This window comes from Prevotella sp. E13-17 (genome assembly GCF_022024035.1).
In the GTDB taxonomy this organism is placed as follows: Bacteria; Bacteroidota; Bacteroidia; order Bacteroidales; family Bacteroidaceae; genus Prevotella.
The window spans coordinates 2,048,666-2,064,549 of sequence record NZ_CP091787.1; the positions used below are offsets into that span (position 1 = coordinate 2,048,666).

General features: G+C 47.8%; 17 protein-coding genes. 1 reads left to right on the forward strand and 16 read right to left on the reverse strand.

The features are described from left to right. Positions 1-19: 19 nt before the first annotated feature. From L6472_RS08170 to L6472_RS08210, 9 genes are all read right to left on the reverse strand, one after another. The gene (locus L6472_RS08170) at positions 20-841 is read right to left on the reverse strand and encodes an acyl-[acyl-carrier-protein] thioesterase (RefSeq protein ID WP_237804032.1); all 822 of its coding nucleotides are present in this window, start codon (positions 839-841) and stop codon (positions 20-22) included. 2 nt (positions 842-843) lie between these two features. Then, positions 844-1,026 (reverse strand): flavodoxin family protein, encoded by a 183-nt coding sequence (locus L6472_RS08175; RefSeq protein ID WP_370640835.1) that lies wholly within the window; start codon positions 1,024-1,026, stop codon positions 844-846. A gap of 255 nt (positions 1,027-1,281) precedes the next feature. Further along, entirely contained in the window at positions 1,282-1,818 is a 537-nt protein-coding gene (locus L6472_RS08180) for a GNAT family N-acetyltransferase (RefSeq protein WP_370640836.1), read from the reverse strand. 37 nt (positions 1,819-1,855) lie between these two features. Continuing rightward, positions 1,856-2,800, reverse strand: coding sequence for an alpha/beta hydrolase-fold protein (locus tag L6472_RS08185; protein WP_237804036.1), 945 nt, complete (start codon positions 2,798-2,800; stop codon positions 1,856-1,858). Positions 2,801-3,390: 590 nt separating this feature from the next. Next, positions 3,391-3,918 (reverse strand): GNAT family N-acetyltransferase, encoded by a 528-nt coding sequence (locus L6472_RS08190; protein ID WP_237804040.1) that lies wholly within the window; start codon positions 3,916-3,918, stop codon positions 3,391-3,393. Positions 3,919-4,105: 187 nt separating this feature from the next. Continuing rightward, the gene (locus L6472_RS08195; protein ID WP_237804042.1) at positions 4,106-4,975 is read right to left on the reverse strand and encodes a Sir2 silent information regulator family NAD-dependent deacetylase; all 870 of its coding nucleotides are present in this window, start codon (positions 4,973-4,975) and stop codon (positions 4,106-4,108) included. Next, positions 4,929-5,738, reverse strand: a complete 810-nt coding sequence (locus L6472_RS08200; protein WP_237804045.1) for a protein-ADP-ribose hydrolase — start codon at positions 5,736-5,738, stop codon at positions 4,929-4,931. Before L6472_RS08200 ends, L6472_RS08195 begins: the two co-directional genes overlap by 47 nt. 30 nt (positions 5,739-5,768) lie before the next feature. After that, complete coding sequence (locus tag L6472_RS08205; RefSeq protein WP_237804047.1) at positions 5,769-6,221, reverse strand: pyridoxamine 5'-phosphate oxidase family protein; 453 nt, start codon at positions 6,219-6,221, stop codon at positions 5,769-5,771. A 4-nt stretch (positions 6,222-6,225) separates the two neighbouring features. After that, positions 6,226-6,888 (reverse strand): NAD(P)-dependent oxidoreductase, encoded by a 663-nt coding sequence (locus tag L6472_RS08210; protein ID WP_125240153.1) that lies wholly within the window; start codon positions 6,886-6,888, stop codon positions 6,226-6,228. A gap of 259 nt (positions 6,889-7,147) precedes the next feature. Between L6472_RS08210 and L6472_RS08215 the strand changes: the two genes are divergently transcribed. Next, the gene (locus L6472_RS08215; RefSeq protein WP_036886555.1) at positions 7,148-7,510 is read left to right on the forward strand and encodes a helix-turn-helix domain-containing protein; all 363 of its coding nucleotides are present in this window, start codon (positions 7,148-7,150) and stop codon (positions 7,508-7,510) included. 113 nt (positions 7,511-7,623) lie between these two features. Here L6472_RS08215 and L6472_RS08220 read toward each other — a convergent pair whose 3' ends face one another. The 7 genes from L6472_RS08220 to L6472_RS08250 form a co-directional block, all read right to left on the reverse strand. Next, the gene (locus tag L6472_RS08220) at positions 7,624-9,168 is read right to left on the reverse strand and encodes a hypothetical protein (protein ID WP_237804049.1); all 1,545 of its coding nucleotides are present in this window, start codon (positions 9,166-9,168) and stop codon (positions 7,624-7,626) included. A 79-nt stretch (positions 9,169-9,247) separates the two neighbouring features. Beyond that, complete coding sequence (locus tag L6472_RS08225; protein WP_237804052.1) at positions 9,248-10,987, reverse strand: penicillin-binding transpeptidase domain-containing protein; 1,740 nt, start codon at positions 10,985-10,987, stop codon at positions 9,248-9,250. A gap of 36 nt (positions 10,988-11,023) precedes the next feature. Then, positions 11,024-11,422, reverse strand: coding sequence for a hypothetical protein (locus tag L6472_RS08230; RefSeq protein ID WP_237804054.1), 399 nt, complete (start codon positions 11,420-11,422; stop codon positions 11,024-11,026). A 115-nt stretch (positions 11,423-11,537) separates the two neighbouring features. After that, on the reverse strand, positions 11,538-11,987 hold the full coding sequence (locus L6472_RS08235) for a hypothetical protein (protein ID WP_237804056.1): 450 nt from the start codon (positions 11,985-11,987) through the stop codon (positions 11,538-11,540). 38 nt (positions 11,988-12,025) lie between these two features. After that, positions 12,026-13,087 (reverse strand): ATP-binding protein, encoded by a 1,062-nt coding sequence (locus L6472_RS08240; RefSeq protein WP_237804058.1) that lies wholly within the window; start codon positions 13,085-13,087, stop codon positions 12,026-12,028. A gap of 101 nt (positions 13,088-13,188) precedes the next feature. After that, positions 13,189-15,057, reverse strand: coding sequence for a bifunctional (p)ppGpp synthetase/guanosine-3',5'-bis(diphosphate) 3'-pyrophosphohydrolase (locus L6472_RS08245; protein ID WP_237804060.1), 1,869 nt, complete (start codon positions 15,055-15,057; stop codon positions 13,189-13,191). A gap of 154 nt (positions 15,058-15,211) precedes the next feature. Beyond that, complete coding sequence (locus tag L6472_RS08250) at positions 15,212-15,880, reverse strand: PP2C family serine/threonine-protein phosphatase (RefSeq protein ID WP_237804062.1); 669 nt, start codon at positions 15,878-15,880, stop codon at positions 15,212-15,214. Positions 15,881-15,884: the final 4 nt, after the last annotated feature.

Below are 15,884 nucleotides of genomic sequence, written 5' to 3' on the forward strand. Positions count from 1 at the left end.
CCATATCGCTGTTTTAGTTTTATAAATCCCTGTTCAGCACTTCGCTGACTTCTGGAATTTCTGGCTGTGGCTGCCATCTGCTCATCAGTTCACAGACCACTACGCCCTCCGAATTCGTTAGCGTATGAAGATAGTTTCCGTCGTCTGTGTGCGACATGCTGCATGTGAGGGTGTCATCAAGATAGGTCTCGTGCAGCCAGTGGACGGTGAGAGAGGACAATGTCTGTGTGGAAAGCACTTCATCGGGCATCGTCAGCATGGCAATAGTGACGTAGCTTCGGTTGCTGACATGGAAATTGAAGTCAAGGTCAAGACGGGTGGCACGATGCTCCATTTGCATATCAGCCGACTGTAGCTTTGGGAATCGTACTTTCTTGTGGCTAGCTGTCATCAGTTCAGTAACCACCGTCAGCTTGTCAGCAAGGAAATCGGTTGTTTCCAATCGCTTGGTGTCTAGATTGAGAATGTTCCACTGACTGGATCCTGATGCTATCAGCTGTTCGTTCTTGCCTTGCAAGCGACCTGAGGTCGAGCGATCCTTGCGGACTATTCGGAAATCGCAGTAGATGCGGAGTGAGGTCAGTTCGCTCACCCATATCTCCACCGTGAAGTCTTCCGACCAATATGTCACCGTCGGCTGAACATCTATATGAACCTCTGTAATAACCCACATGCGGTGCTGCTTTACAATGTCAAAAGCAGCCACATGGTGGATGGTCATCAGCCGTGCGAAACTATCCTGGAAATACATCAGCATGGCATTCGGCGTTAGCCTGTACAAAGGCGTGATGTCCGATGCCGTGGCTGTGTAGGTATGTCTGTATTTTCCGTTTGTAATCATACCTATCTGATAAAGTTCATACTCTGCCACTGTCCGCAGGCTATACAGCCACGAACGGGCTTGTTGCCCAGCTGCATGATTTCCGACTCTACACCATTCTTCTCCAATTGACGGGCTATCTCCGATAGTGCAGTAAAAGTGTTGCCATTCTTGTTGGCACTGCCGTTTAATAATAACACTTTCATTTCGATTCTGTTTTATGTTCTTTTGTAAACTTGTAAATTGCTAACGTAGGAAGGATAACCAATAGCAGCAATGTAACTTCTACCAAAGCATACGAGCCGAAATAGTCAACCAAAGTCTGAAATTTCAGAACTCCATCTATCAGAAAGACCAGAAAGGCAAACCAGCAGATAAAGAAGATGGTTGCGTAATTGATTTTTCTTTTCTTTAATTTCATTTGATGATTCCACTAAATTGGAATTTATGATGATTCAGAGTTATACCTCCTCTGCCTGCATAGGCTTGTATATCGTGTCTACCACTCTGCGCTGGCATTCGTCGGCATCGGAAAGAGGGTGGGTACTGATAAGCATAAGGACACAGGAGGGGTCGAGGTGTGCGTCATTCAGGATTCTGGGATCCTCCAACTCAACATGAAAACAGTTACGCTCGTAGAAGGCGATGCGTCGGCGTGTGATGTCATCAGTCGGAGGCTCCACTTCCCCGATTATCGGCAGATTGCTCTCTTCCCTCAGGAGTCTCAGCGTCAATGCGCCCAAACCCTTGTTACGGTGGATGTCAAGCGTAGCCAAATACAGGAGATAACGACATATGCCTAATTCAAATACTACAGCCATACCGCAGAAGTCGTCATCTTCAGTGATGGCATAAAAAGACATTTCCTGGCAGTGGTCTATCATCCACAGGAAACGTTCAGTTTCAGTTCTCTCCGCTTCGGGAAAAGCAGACTCGTAGAGCTCTGGAACTTGCGCTATCAGCGGGTCTTTACTTGACTGTATTTTTATCAAATTCATGACTATATTACGATTTATCTGTTTGTCTTTTAGAAATTTATTTCTTGCTCTGCCTGAACAGCCAATCCCTGACGGCGGCAATCTTGTAGCCGTAATCGAACGATGCCATATGCTCCATACCCTTGCCTGATTCAGGGAGTACACTGCCTGCCTCCCACTTGATGAAGTTGATATTGCCGCCCTTGGCTATCAGTTCCTCGGCCAATCGTTCCTGTTCTTCGCTTGGAAGCTTTGCACTCCATGATGTGGAGTCAACACGGGCATCATTCTCCTTCAGCACCTTCGCCAGGTCTCTCATGCCACCCGATGCCTTCTGGTCGCCACCAGCTACGATGTAGAAGAAATGCTTCTTGCCGAAGTCCTGCATTTTCGAAGTGTCCCACTGGCTACTGACAAACAATGAGGCCGCAAAAAGATCGGGATATGTGATGTTGAAGTAGAACGACATCATGCCACCCATTGACTGTCCTGTGGTGTATAGTCGGTTGGTATCTACATTGTATTCCTTGCAGACGGTCTGAAGCAGTCGGATGGTCATTTCTACCTCGTCAGTGGTGCTCCAATCATCCTGCACAGCCCAGTCGGTGTACTGTGGAACCAGCACAAAGGAGGGATGCTTCTGCTGATCCCTGTCGGAAGCGAACTCCAAGGCACCATACCCTTGCGTGAGCGGAGCCGTCACTTCCTTTCCTGCAGTACTGGCATCAGCCATGAAGAGCACCAAGGGAAGTTTCTGACCTGCCTCGGCACCTTCGGGAACCAGCAGGTTGTACGCCATCGTCTTGCCCGTCTTGGCATCCTCGAAAGTGAACTGCTTGAACTTCTTCAACGTCTCATTTTTCAGAGCCACAAACATGCTGTCAGAATCTTTGTTAATCTCCATGTGACCACCCTGACGGGGACCACGTTCGCCGCCCTTTTTCTGGGCGCAGGCTGTCAGGCACATGAGTCCTACTGCCAGCAAAAACATTACTTTCTTCATATTCTTAATCCCTGCATTATAGCCGTCCCTTATCAAGGGACTCTAAACTGCCAAGACCCACATGCATTCGTACTTTGTGCGACATAAAACAGCGATTAACGTCGCAAATTTTGCGACAAAAATACCAAATTAATGTCGAATAGCCAAACAAATCTGCATATTATCGCAAATTATGCAACGTTTCTAGTCAATAATCGGGCTCAGTAGAAATTTAGTGGGCTCAGTTGCAATTGCGTAGGTTTCGCGGTTTTGGTTAAAAAAACAGCCCAACCATCCCAAGGGAGGGAGTAATCCTGTCCTTTTTCTATCTGATTTCTACTTTAATTGATTTCAATCTAAAGAATCTGCTGAGCCTCTACTGAAATATCTGCCGTTTCTGCTTTCGAGAGACGATGAAATTAGGTTGCAAAGGTAACTGTTGTTTCTTCATCTACCCAAGGTGATCCGATGGTATGACTCAAAATCTCCACGCCATACGGGTTGTATTTGGAGCCATAACCTTGTGCTGATGGTCACTTGTGAAGCAACATAATTTCTAATCACTCCCGAAAGTAGAGAAATCTACAGTAGGGAAATAAAAAACATCGAGATTATGGAAAATCAACCAACATCATCAAATCTTCCTGTTCTATCGGTCTGATGGTCGCTGTTTTATTCTCCAGACACAGTTCCATCAGAATGTCGCAACGTTCGTAGGCATTATTCTTCAGCGGTATCTCCTTGAATCCCAATTTGCGATAAAGAGCAATGGAGGCTTCCAAGCGGGTGTTGCCCTCGAGAAAGATTCGTTTTACATCATGACTGCGGGCATAGTCTAATAATGCCTCGCCCTGTTGGCGACCGATGCCTTTTCCCTGTGCATCTGGAGAGACTGCCATCTTTGCCAGCTCGTGACAGTCAGATTCAGGATGCGGTTTCAGCGCACAGCAACCCACGACCTGTCTGCTTTCGTCTATAGCCAGAAATATCTGCCCACCATGTCCGATGATGTTGTCATCGATATGTGCAAATGTGTCAAGATCAGACTGCTCCAGTCTGAACCAGGTCTCTATCCACTGCTTGTTCAGTTGGATAAAGTCCTGCTTGTATTGCGGCTCGTATGTGACAATTCGTATCATCAATTGCAAAAGTACACCTTTCTTAGCATTTGTACAATACCATAACAATGGTATTTACTTATTTTAGATGTTCTTATATATATAACAACGTGAGTTCGACAAAAAGAAAAATATTATAACGTCTGCCGTTCCTGCTTCCGTGAGTGGATGAAATTAGGTTGAAAAGGTACACCATTTTTCCGAATCTTCAGGCAGTACATTCTTGAATAATCTGCTCCACGCCTTCTGTGAATGCCACATAGTGGCTGATGCCCTGGGTGGACAGCTGGGGATAGTCTCGGTTAAAGCGGACAAGCGTGGTGTCTGGAAACTGTGCTGCCATCTGCTCGAAGGGGAAGCGGATGATGACGGGAGTGTTGAAGCCCACGCCAAATTCTAAGAGCAGGAGCCGCCGGTCGGATGCCGTGCGCACGAAGTCGCTGTAGCGTTGTGCTTGCTGGTGCCAGTGGCTATCCTCCACGAAAGTGTCGTCACAACGTAGATTCATGCTGACCGGTTGTCCGTCGGGGGTGTGCGGAATCAGTTCCGTGGGTATGCGGCAGTCATGGATGGCTGGCAGCGCACGTTCCACCCACTCCTGATTATTATATAGTTCCTTGGGCGCACCCGATGCTGGCTGGAAATAGCAATAGTCGCCCTGTGTGGCAAAGATGCGATCCGCATCGAAGCCTGCCATCTCGAACTGACCGTCAACATTGGTGGTGATGACGAAGTAATCCTTGCCGTCAACCATCTTCAGCAGTTTCTTGTATAGCGGCAATGCTTCCGTGCGATAGCGGCTGAACCAGATGTGCTTTGCCCACATGGCCCAGCGTTCTTCATCGGTCTTGAAGGGATAGAATCCGGCACTGTAGAGGTCGGTGATGCCGTAGCGGTCTATCCACTCTCGGAACTCCCGTCGGAAGTCCTCACCGGCATAGTCGATGCCAGCGGCAGTAGTTAGTCCGGCTCCTGCGCCAATCAGCACGTAGTCGGCTTCGGCTATCAATCGCTGAAGGTCTGCAAGCCGTTCAGAGAAGTTGCCGGTAGATGTCGCGGTCTTTGTCGAGGAAAACATTGAATACAATCGTTTTAAGTGCATGTCGTGGATATGATTTGACGGTCTCAATGGCAATCTTTGCCGCCTGTTCATTGGGAAAGTGGAATACGCCTGTGGAGATGCAGCAGAAGGCAATGCTCTCCAGTCCGTTCTGTTCTGCCAGGTCAAGGCAGGAACGGTAGCACTGAGCCAACTGCTCTTCCTGCACCTTCGTGGGAACACCATCGGGAATAATCGGGCCAACGGTGTGGATGACATAACGGGCAGGCAGGTTGTAGCCTTGTGTGATGAAGGCATCGCCAGTAGCCAGCAGCCGTCCCTGCATCTTGTCGGCACACTCCTTGCGCAGTTGGATGCCGGCGGCAGAGTGGATGCAGTTGTCTATGCAGTTGTGGAGCGGTGCCCAGCAGCCCAATGCCTGTGCATTGGCAGCGTTGACGATGGCATCCACCTTCAGACGGGTGATGTCACCCTGCCAGATGGTCAGTCCTTCGTCATGAACTTCCACCACCCCTTTGTCCTCTCGCTGCATCTGCAACTCGGCATCCTGCATTTTCAGAAAGTCTACGCTGATAGGTCTTGACTCCCAAACGTTGACTTCGTCTTCGTTTGTCGCGACTCGGCCTTCCAAGCAAGCTTGAATGCTCTCGCTGCTCCAAACGTTCATCAGTGCCCGCATCATCCTTTGCCGCTCTTCGAGTGTAGAAGGAATCCGATGGCTGACATGCTCGTCAGCCATCAGATACATGATGATGTTCTTCAGATTCTCCAACCTGTCCATAGTCCTTACCTTTTTTGAATTTATACTAAGTTATTTGTTTTTGAATCGCTCACCGACAAAGCCGTTACTGACTTCACCCGTCATCAGGTCGAAATGCTTGAATACAGGAGGTGTAGGTGACAGGTCATAGTAGTCCATCTCGGCAATCGGCAGACAGAAGTAAGCCAGACTTTCCCAACTGGTGTAGAGACGGGGCAACACGGGATTATTTTCATAGATCCATTGTCTCACGTCATTCTCCACGTCGAAGTTTACCATACCACTGCAACGGACGGAAACATTGTCCGCGTATGCCAGCAGTTCCACATTAGGGTTCTGCTGAAGTTCGCGCCATACTGCTTTTTCGGGAGAAGTGGCGAAGTAGAGCATATTGCCCTCACGCTTCATCACCTGGAAGACACGAAGCTTTGGCAGATTACCCTCACACGTAGCAAGGGTAATCTCCTTATGCCCGTCCAGGAAACTGAGTGCTGTCTGTAACATACGCTTAATATGCAGCCGTGAAACGCTCCTTGTGGTGGTTCTCCTGCTCCAGTTCGTCAACCATTGCTACGGCATAGTCCTCCACAGAGATGAAACTCTCGCCCTTCTCATCAACAAGCAAGTCATCCTTGCCGAGACGGTATTTGCCGGTGCGAGTGCCGGGCTGCAGGTTGCCGAGGTTTCCGGCTGGCGAGAAGAATATCCAGTCTATATCCTGCTCCTTCATGAGCGTATTCAGGTAGAACTCGCCAAGGCTCTTTACTCCTGGCAGCCACGACTCGGGCAGTGTACCCGTGTCAACAAGGCGCACACCGGGCTTAACGAACAGCGTACCAGCCCCACCGACAATCAGCAGTCGGCGCACACCTGCCTGTTTTGCACCCTCGACAATCTTCGGATAGTTCTCCAGCGTTTCCTCATACTGGCGTGGATTCGCCCAGCCAGGATTGTAGGCACTGATGACAGCATCCTTGCCTTTAGCCAAAGCAGCCAGTTCGGCAGGATTGGTAGCATCGGCCACCACATACTCTATCAGGTCATTCTTCACCTTCACACTGTCCATGTTGCGTACGATAGCCGTAACTTTGTGACCTCTGGAAACCAACTCGTTCAGGATAGCATTGCCTACGAAACCCGTTGCACCGATTAAAACTACATTCTTTGCCATAATTCTTCTTGTTATTATTGTTAATACTTTTGTTTCGACGGTGCAAAGATACTAACTTTCGGTAACTGCTGCAAGAAGGCACCAAAAAGTGGCTTACTTACTTTTTTGTTAGAATTGCTGAAATACAGGCATTTTCTTTAATCACTAAAAAATGTTAAAGATTTAAATTGTTGTCTATGTGCAATTTACCACTTCAGAAATTTGCTTACTTTCGGAAAGTTTTGTACCTTTGCACTCGGATTAAAAAATAGTCAAACATATGCGTAAGATAAATCGAGCAATAGACGAGAAATACAAAGCGTGCCCCATACGCAACGTAATAGAAAAGTTTGGAGACAAGTGGTCGCTGTTGGTGCTATATCATCTCAACGAGCGTGGCACCATGCGTTTCAACGATCTGGGGCGTGACATGTCGGACTGCTCGCAGAAAATGTTATCACAAACGCTGAAACGTCTGGAACAGATAGGTCTTGTAGCTCGTCAAGTCTATCCAGAGGTTCCTCCACGGGTTGAATACTCCATTACTGAATTGGGCCAAAGCCTCATGCCCCATGTCATCGGTTTGATGGAATGGGCCACCCAAAACTTCGAGAATATAGTTAGAGATGAGGGTGATTTATAAGGAAGAGATTTTCATCATTTAGAGTTAAAAGAGTCCATTTCCCGCTTCAGGAATTTGGACTCTCTTTCTTTTAAAATGCAAAACAAATTTCTTGTAAAGCTATGGTTATCAGTCTATTCTGACTCTTCATCGTCATCATCCGCTGAATGATAGCGGTTCGACATCTCCTCCTTTCCTTTTGTTTTTGTAGGCAGTTTCAGTTCTCTTAGTGCTGCTACCTTCTCAGCAAGTCCAACCAATGTGGAGTCAGCAGGAATGCTATCCGTAGCCAGCCTTACATATATCCTGTATCGGGGTGTGGTCTTGTCTGGAATGTCCTGGGCATAGCTGAGAGAATGCTTCGTACCATGATAGACCTTCACGGAATCGTTATGGAAGAACTCGCCAGAGGAAACAGTGATGCTGTCATCTGGGATAAAGTGTTCTGCATTATAATAGATAAGGGGATTCCCATACATGGAGATACGGACATCGGCAATGGTCTTTCCGTCAATCAATTCCGTTACCATAATCTGACCCTTATCGGCATACTCACTGCCATTCCATTTGAAATGGTTTTCAAGAATATCTCTTACCTTATGCTGCAGGTCTGGACAGATGTCCGGCTCGCGAAAAAACTTATTGTTGACTACTTCGTAGTAACGGCAGTAGCCGTCTTTTTGCAGTTCATAGATGTATGGCCAGCCATTTGGAAATCTGTCGCTCTCACAAATACGCTCATAGACGGGTTCTACAAGCAAGCCGTAGCGGTCACGCAAGCCATAAAGCTCACGTGTACTATCTGTCAGGTAGAGAATACCGTGGAATGGTTCCATATAGTAGAAGCCGCTCCTGGCATAGTTGATACAGGCATATTGGTTATAGCCTATGGAGAGCGACGGGAGCAGGATGCCCAGATACAGAACCATCGTGTTCACCAACAGATTGTCCTTGATATGATGATACAACCTCGTACCGACGTAGATGACCAGTCCGAAGCTGACAAGCAACATACTCACTCGCCATACACCTGCCACTATCTGTGCGTACCAGAAGATGGTCATACTAACGACCAGTACCCATACCTTCTCTGCATTCACTTTATGATAGTGGCAAAGCAGCCAGTAAGTGAGTGGCGCAGCTGACATACACAGAATCTGGCAGAGACGAGCATTCATGGCAAGTCCTGTCAGAAATGCAACCAACATCAATAGTAATATAGCGGAACAAGTTCTTTCCAAGCGTCCATGACACAGGATGCCACCAAGTAGTTCCTTCCATGTAAGATCTGTGCGTACCAGTTTCTTTTTGAACAGCAACACTGCATACCAGATATAGGGTACCACGAATAACCATAGCATGAGGAATCCGCCCAAGGCGTACTTCAATGCCACATTATACTCCAATCCTGTCAGGTCAGACACACGGCAGATAATATCACCCACACCATTATAGACCCCGACATATACTGACATGACTATCAACGGCACAAAGATGAGCAGCGGCAGCCATGAACGTTTCTCTTTGTGAGCTAAAGAGAATGAGATAACCAAACGGTATAAGACCTCTAACACGATGAAAGGAAGGGCTATGTAAGCCCAACTGCCCCTCCCTCCAAACATACTTAGCATCCACAACGCGCAGATAGCCAAGTCAAAATAAAATAACTTTGATTTCATGATAACTTCCTTCTAGATTTACTTTCCTCTTCATCGAATGCTTCGTCAGCCATCGTCGTATAACAGACGCGGCGTTCCCTTACTGGCATCTCACGACACTTTCATGCCCTTCATACTCGCGCACCAACATGGAACGCAGGTCGTATGAATCTACTAACACGTCAATGGTGTTTGCCATGATGGTGCCACACATAGAACCTGCACTGGCTGGGACTCCATATTTCTCCAAAATGACCATAATGGTGTACATCGGATTGTCGGCAGGGAAATAGCCGCACAACTCCATGCGGCGGTTGTTGCCCTTGGTATAAAAGGTACGCCCACAAGCGGCAACGGAGGTGTAACTGCGTCCGGCCTTGCGGAACACTCCACGTTTTACGGCATGTTCCATACCCTTCTGTAATGTGGCGATATGCGTTGGTTCTGCTATTTGCTCGTTGAGCACAATGACATCATCTCCTTCTGCCTGTAACTTCACCATACGACCGCCATTGGCTACTGCGTTGTAGAAGGTGAGTATTCCCATTGCATTATCTGGCATATCGGCAAGGTATTCGGAAATTTTATTGTCAAGTAGTGCTGTCTGATTACCATATACCCTTTCCTTAGCTTTTGTGAAAGCAACCTGAGAACGATAACCCAATGCCTGTTCCAATGTCAGTTTTCCGTAACCTCCCCGACACCAGTTGTAGTCTTTCACATCCTTGTAGATGCCAAATTCTGTGTCAATAACGTCATCCGAAGAAATCTTACCAGTGGATAGTAATGCCAGATAGGTTGGACCTGTCATCATCACACTCTGCTCTTTATCGTATGTGTCTTCGTATGGAACGAACTGTTTGCCCTTACTTGACAGAGCTACTTGTGCCTTGATAGCACCTGTTGCTGTCTCCACGACATAGACCATGCCTTTGGTGCAGTTCCGTTCTGTCATCGCTCCTTGTAGGATGGTACTTACGGATGCCTCCAATGCTTCATCCCTATTAGTTGTCGGCTCCTGGTTATCTACGGGTGTTTCTCCTGCAAGAATCTGTAGTCGTTGGATGTCCCTTTCTGACAGAGACAACTTTCCTCCGCTTCTGTGGTAGCCCAGCAGCCATCTGGCTCCTCGCTTGCCTAAACAAGCTTTCTCGTCTGCCTTTAGGTAGTAATAGGCCGCAAGCTGATCATTCTGAAGAGTTTCATCCTCATATCCTGCGTACATCTTGGCAAGAATGGCATTAACAAAGGGAATCTTGTCAGAAAGAGCCGTAAGTTTGTCCACATCAGGGTTGGTGGCACCTCTCCAGTCCGGGACACACTGAAGCAGTTCGGCAAATGTGCTGCCAGCTATGGCTGCCTGTTCAATCAGGCGTACTCCCTCCAGCGTGTCGCCACGTTCCATGGTCAAGATACCCTGTATGGCATATCCATCAGGACAGCCTTTGGCGATTAGCTCTTCAAACATGGAAGTGGCTTCTTCCACGTTCTTTTTCTCGTTGTTCTCTACGGCATCAAAGATGAGTTTGAAATCAGAACCTTTCGGCATCGTTTTCAGATAATCTTCCATATTGGAGATGCCTCCGTATTCACCGGCTTGGGAAAGCATCGCCAGCATACCGATGAAATCTTTGTTCACGCCCTTGCCGTCACGGTAGCAATCGGCAAGTTTCAAAAATGCCTGTCCGTCACCCCAACGGGCTTTCTCAATGAGAGTGTTTAATTCGTTAGTAGATGATAACTCGGTTGTATTACCCACCGTCTCATCTAAGAACTGGCTGTCTGTACAACTGACCATTGCCAGCAGTACCGCCATAACTGCAAACAGATACTTTTTCATGTCTTTGTACTTTTATTGTTTCAACTATTTTATTACCTATTCATCGGCCAGTTCTGCCATGTCATTCCTGAAGAGAGTCCTCACAACACCCAGCATCTGGAGGGAGTTGCGAAGGTTCTGCTCTAACGACTCTTCATTGGCATAGTAGAACTCACAGGTTGCCGTGACATTCTTGAAGGTCTGGTCAATATAGACCTTCGCAAACTTCAACTCGCGTGTCATCTTGTTGCAGACAGCAAGCACAAGTGTTTCCTGGCCTTCTTCAACCTCATGGAACTGTGGCAGCATCATGGAGATATAGGGGTCTTCCTCATCACCTGTCAGCACATAGATGGTCTTCATCTGGTAATGGAGCATGATGTCACCGTCGTTATCTACTTCCGGATTGTGCCCCATCTTTTCGAGGGTTTTCAAGATCAGTTCTTTCTTTTTCATATCGTTGTTTCCTTCTTGCTGAGTTTCCTAGTCATTTGCAAATGCCTTCTTCACCTTGTCGAGGAATGACTTGATCAAATCTTTCTTCGCCATAGTTAATCCTCCTGTATTTTGGTTAAGCTACATCCTCCTTGCCATCAGTGTCGGTATCACTGTCTGTCACTTCCGAAGCGTCCTCACTGTCCTCTTCTGAGCTTGCCATTGCCCTGCGTAGGAACATGAGACCAGCCTCCAGATGGAGAATCATGCGTGAGAGAATCTGTTTCAGGTCTTCTCCACCGAACAGTTCGCGCTCATAAAACAGCCACATGCTGTCGTTGAGCTTGTTGGCCTTGACATACTTCAGAGTGCTGTTAATCTTGTCCATCACCTGATAGAAGCCCACGTTGTTCTCATCGTCAATGTCGAGCACGGCAGGTAGAGCAAGGTTTAGGAAATCCTCATCGTCTTCATTATACATATAGAGGAAGTGCTTGCCTTCGTACTCGAAGCCATATCCGAAACCTTCCAACTCTTCCATCTCAAAGCCCAGTGCCTTGAATGCGTCTAAAATCTTTTCTTTCATAGTCGTATCGTTTTTTATTGTTTATACTCTGTTCATTATCATATATGGAAGCCAATCGTAGCTTGTCTGCATCCCTCATCCTTGGGAGAGAACTCGCTGCGCACTCGTTCAAACTCCCTCAGCTCACGACTACTGACTGATGGTGACTTATGGGAAATAGACTCTTCGAGCAAGGTCTGTGTAATGACCTTATAGGGCTTGTCCTTCTCCCTGATGCTGGCGTTGAACATCTTGCGTGAGGCCACTTTGATGATGTAGCTGATGTCGCTGCAATTATAGCCCTTGGTCATATCAGCCAGACGCTCAAAGTTGATCTCTCCGTCAACGGGAAGTTTGGAGAGAGCAAGACGGAAAAGGCTTTCACGTGCCTTGCTGTCCGGCATATCCACGTATATCAGTTCATCGATGCGTCCTGTTCTCAGCACGGCTTTGTCGATGCGCTCAGGATGATTCGTTGCAGCAAGGACATAGATGCCCTTTTCGGCTGCGTTGTTCAGCATACACAGGAACTCGTTGGTCTCTCCGTTCTGGTAGTTGCGGTCATCATTGGTACGCTGGGGCACCATCGCATCGAACTCATCGAAGAAGATGAGGGTCGGAGCCTTGCGCTCTGCCTTACGGAATACCTCTCCAATCTTCTCTTGTGTGCCATGTACGAGGGTTGATGCCAGGTCATCAGGCACAATCTTCATGAAGTTGATGCCTACTTCCTCAGCAATCTTCTCGGCGAAGAAGGTCTTGCCGCATCCTGCAGGCCCATAGAACAACAGACTTGGCGGTGTGATACCGAAAGCCTTGGCACATTCCTGGTTGTTCAGGACATTGATGAACCCGTCCGTCACCAGTTGCTTCAGTTCTTCCATACCCGCTACGTCACGGAAGCCATGTACGTCCTTGTGTTCTGGACGTTTGTTCTCTTTCTCAGCAGTCACCTTTACCGGCGCAGTCTGCTCCTTCTTCTCCACAGGCTTTCCTGTGGTCAGCTTGCGAAGCCATTCCTTTTCGCCGATGGTGCAATTCCGTCGCGACTCGTCATAGACCATGCAAGCATGGCTCTGAACACGCTGCTCCGTCATTTCTGCGTTTGTTTTGACATTCATATTGACCTCCTTATTTAACTATTCATGGTTAGAGAGTAACGAAAGTAACCAATTTCTATCGGTACATCGTAATTATTTATGTGCACTTCATTGCCCTATCTCTATCTGACCTGCTTCACTTCTTCCACCCCATCAATGGCTGAAATCTGGGCAATGATGGTCTGTAGCTCATCAAATGAATGTACCGAGAATGTGATGGTACAGTTCACGATGCAGTCCACGGTGTTCGTGGTGAGTGAACCGATGGAGAGGTTCAGCTCATTGGTGATGCTGTCAATCATGTCGCTCAACAGGTGGAAGCGGTCAACAGCGAGAATCTGGATGGCTACGGGATAGAGTGCGGCAGGGCTTTCTTTGTAGTCAACGGAAACAATAGAGTCGCCTTTCTGCGAAGCCAGCCCAATGGCAATGGGACAGTTGCGCTTGTGGACGGTAATCGTGCCGTCTGCCTCCTTGAAACCGATGACTTCCTCACCGGGGATAGGATGGCAGTTGGAACAGAAGTGGAAGTTGCTCTTCTCCTGTTTGGCGAAGTACCGCTTCAGAAAGCCTTTTGCCTTGTAGGTCAGGACGTGTTCCATCCAGTCAGGCTTGGGTGTGATGTCTGCGTTAGTACCAATCTCCACGATGTCACCCCTGTGCAGTTCTGTTTTGACGGAAGCCAGTTGTCCGTTGATGCGGGCATAGTGGGCATGTTCACCGATATGGCTGTGAATCTCGAAGGCGAAGTCCAGTGCTGTAGCCCGCTTGGGGAGGTTGACAGGCTTTCCCTTGGGCGTGAAGACCAGAATGTCATCATTATAGAATGTCGTAACCACATTCTCGATGAAGTCACCCTCTTTCTGATGGAACTCCAAATCCTTCAGCACCGTGCGGAACTTTTCAATCCAGCGGCGCACATTATCCTCGCTGCGCTCTGCCACCACTCCGAGCTGGGAAGCACGTGCCATACGTTCACTGCTGATGTGTGCCTCTTCCCAACAGCCGTAATTACTGAGCAACTGAACATGGAACGACTGGTAGCCATTTTCTTTGGGCGAGTCGATGTAGTTGATGATACCACAAGGTTTCTCGTTGAAGACATTGGTCAGACGGGAATAGATATGTAGGGCCATATCCTTCTCCTGTTCTTCATCTGTACAAGTGAAGACAACCTCCACGACGTGACGGAACGGGATGTGGCTGAAGTCATCGCCCGATTTGCGCATCTTGCGCCAGATGCTGTAAGGAGCACGGTAAACAATATTGATTTGTGCATCTATGCCGTTCTGCTTCAGCACCTCACGGATTTTCTCCGTGAAAGCCGTCAGGCGTTTCTGCTGACTGTCTTTGTCCCTTTGGATGAGTCCAGCAATCATTTCGTACTCATGAGGGCAACGATAGCGGAAGCTCAGGTTCTCCAGCTCAATCTTTACATTGTACAGACCGAGGCGGTTAGCCAGAGGTGCATAGAAGAAGTCGGTTTCTCCAGCAATCTTCATCTGCTTGTCGGGACGCATACTGCTCAACGTGCGCATATTGTGCAGACGGTCTGCAAGCTTCACCAACAAGGCACGGATGTCATAGTGGATGGAGTTGAGCATCTGCTTGTAGTTGTCCACCTGCTTGGATATTTCGTAGTTGCCCGTGCTTTTCTTGGTTACGACGCTGACCAGGAAAGTCACGTCATCACCGAAACGCTGACGGATGTCATCCATCGTATAGGCCGTGTCTTCCACCACATCGTGCAGAAAAGCGGCAATGACTGGATTAGCACCCAACTTCAACTCAATGGCTACGATGGTAGCCACGGCGATGGGATGAATGATATACGGTTCGCCCGACTTGCGCTTCTGCTCTGCATGAGCTTCGCGAGCCAGTTCAAAGGCAGCACGGATTCTTGCCATGTCCTCTGCGGACACTCTCTTTTCCATTTCCATGAAGACAATCTGTGCCTTCTCCTGGATCATCATGTCGTAATTCTGCATCATAACTTTAAACTCTAAACTTTCAACAATCAACTCTAAACTCTATCAGTATATGCTTAGAGAGTGCGCCAAGTAACCATTTTCTATCAGCAAAAATGAAAAATGCCCCTCAAATACTATTGAGAGGCAACTTCATCCGTAATATGACAAGACTACGCTATTCCATCTCAATAATAATGGCTGTATAGTTATCACCTGCTTTCTCTTCACAGATGGCACGATATTTCTCTGCTACCTGCTCCACGTCCTTGGCGCATTGCAAGGTGTGCAGCAGTGTTTTATCGTCTATGGCATTATACAATCCGTCCGTGCAAAGGAGGATGCGGTCAAGCGGCTGAAGTTCCACAGTCTTAACATCCGGGACGGCATCTTCTGGATGACGAGTGAAGAATACCCTGTTGATATAGGGCAGACTGATGGAACTGGACTCGATATGGTCAATAGTTCGATACTTGACATTGCCCATGATGTCAATGACATAGCAGCGACTGTCACCTGCATGAGCAATAGTTGCCCGCTTTCCCTCGATGCTACACATCATGAGAGTTGTCCCCATCTGATAGTAGCTGGATTTCTCGTCCAATGTCTTGCTCGCAACCTTTGCGGCATCCTGTACCTTCTGTTCAGAGTCGGACTCATCTGAGTGCTGCTGCCAGTACTCCGAGAAAGCATCACAGACTGTTTGGCTGGCAACTTCACCGCAGGAGTGGCCACCCATACCGTCACAGACTACAAACAAGGTTCGCTTGTCTGCAATCTCAACAATATTGAGACTGTCCTCGTTGTTCATCCGAGGGCCTTTCTCTGTAAACTGAATATACTTCATACTC

Excerpts from the sequence above, each read along its gene's own strand:
- L6472_RS08170 (WP_237804032.1), bottom strand. The coding sequence starts at position 841 with ATGATTACAAACGGAAAATACAGACATACCTACACAGCCACGGCATCG.
- L6472_RS08175 (WP_370640835.1), bottom strand. The coding sequence starts at position 1,026 with ATGAAAGTGTTATTATTAAACGGCAGTGCCAACAAGAATGGCAACACT.
- L6472_RS08180 (WP_370640836.1), bottom strand. The coding sequence starts at position 1,818 with ATGAATTTGATAAAAATACAGTCAAGTAAAGACCCGCTGATAGCGCAA.
- L6472_RS08185 (WP_237804036.1), bottom strand. The coding sequence starts at position 2,800 with ATGAAGAAAGTAATGTTTTTGCTGGCAGTAGGACTCATGTGCCTGACA.
- L6472_RS08190 (WP_237804040.1), bottom strand. The coding sequence starts at position 3,918 with ATGATACGAATTGTCACATACGAGCCGCAATACAAGCAGGACTTTATC.
- L6472_RS08195 (WP_237804042.1), bottom strand. The coding sequence starts at position 4,975 with ATGTTTTCCTCGACAAAGACCGCGACATCTACCGGCAACTTCTCTGAA.
- L6472_RS08200 (WP_237804045.1), bottom strand. The coding sequence starts at position 5,738 with ATGGACAGGTTGGAGAATCTGAAGAACATCATCATGTATCTGATGGCT.
- L6472_RS08205 (WP_237804047.1), bottom strand. The coding sequence starts at position 6,221 with ATGTTACAGACAGCACTCAGTTTCCTGGACGGGCATAAGGAGATTACC.
- L6472_RS08210 (WP_125240153.1), bottom strand. The coding sequence starts at position 6,888 with ATGGCAAAGAATGTAGTTTTAATCGGTGCAACGGGTTTCGTAGGCAAT.
- L6472_RS08215 (WP_036886555.1), top strand. The coding sequence starts at position 7,148 with ATGCGTAAGATAAATCGAGCAATAGACGAGAAATACAAAGCGTGCCCC.
- L6472_RS08220 (WP_237804049.1), bottom strand. The coding sequence starts at position 9,168 with ATGAAATCAAAGTTATTTTATTTTGACTTGGCTATCTGCGCGTTGTGG.
- L6472_RS08225 (WP_237804052.1), bottom strand. The coding sequence starts at position 10,987 with ATGAAAAAGTATCTGTTTGCAGTTATGGCGGTACTGCTGGCAATGGTC.
- L6472_RS08230 (WP_237804054.1), bottom strand. The coding sequence starts at position 11,422 with ATGAAAAAGAAAGAACTGATCTTGAAAACCCTCGAAAAGATGGGGCAC.
- L6472_RS08235 (WP_237804056.1), bottom strand. The coding sequence starts at position 11,987 with ATGAAAGAAAAGATTTTAGACGCATTCAAGGCACTGGGCTTTGAGATG.
- L6472_RS08240 (WP_237804058.1), bottom strand. The coding sequence starts at position 13,087 with ATGAATGTCAAAACAAACGCAGAAATGACGGAGCAGCGTGTTCAGAGC.
- L6472_RS08245 (WP_237804060.1), bottom strand. The coding sequence starts at position 15,057 with ATGATGCAGAATTACGACATGATGATCCAGGAGAAGGCACAGATTGTC.
- L6472_RS08250 (WP_237804062.1), bottom strand. The coding sequence starts at position 15,880 with ATGAAGTATATTCAGTTTACAGAGAAAGGCCCTCGGATGAACAACGAG.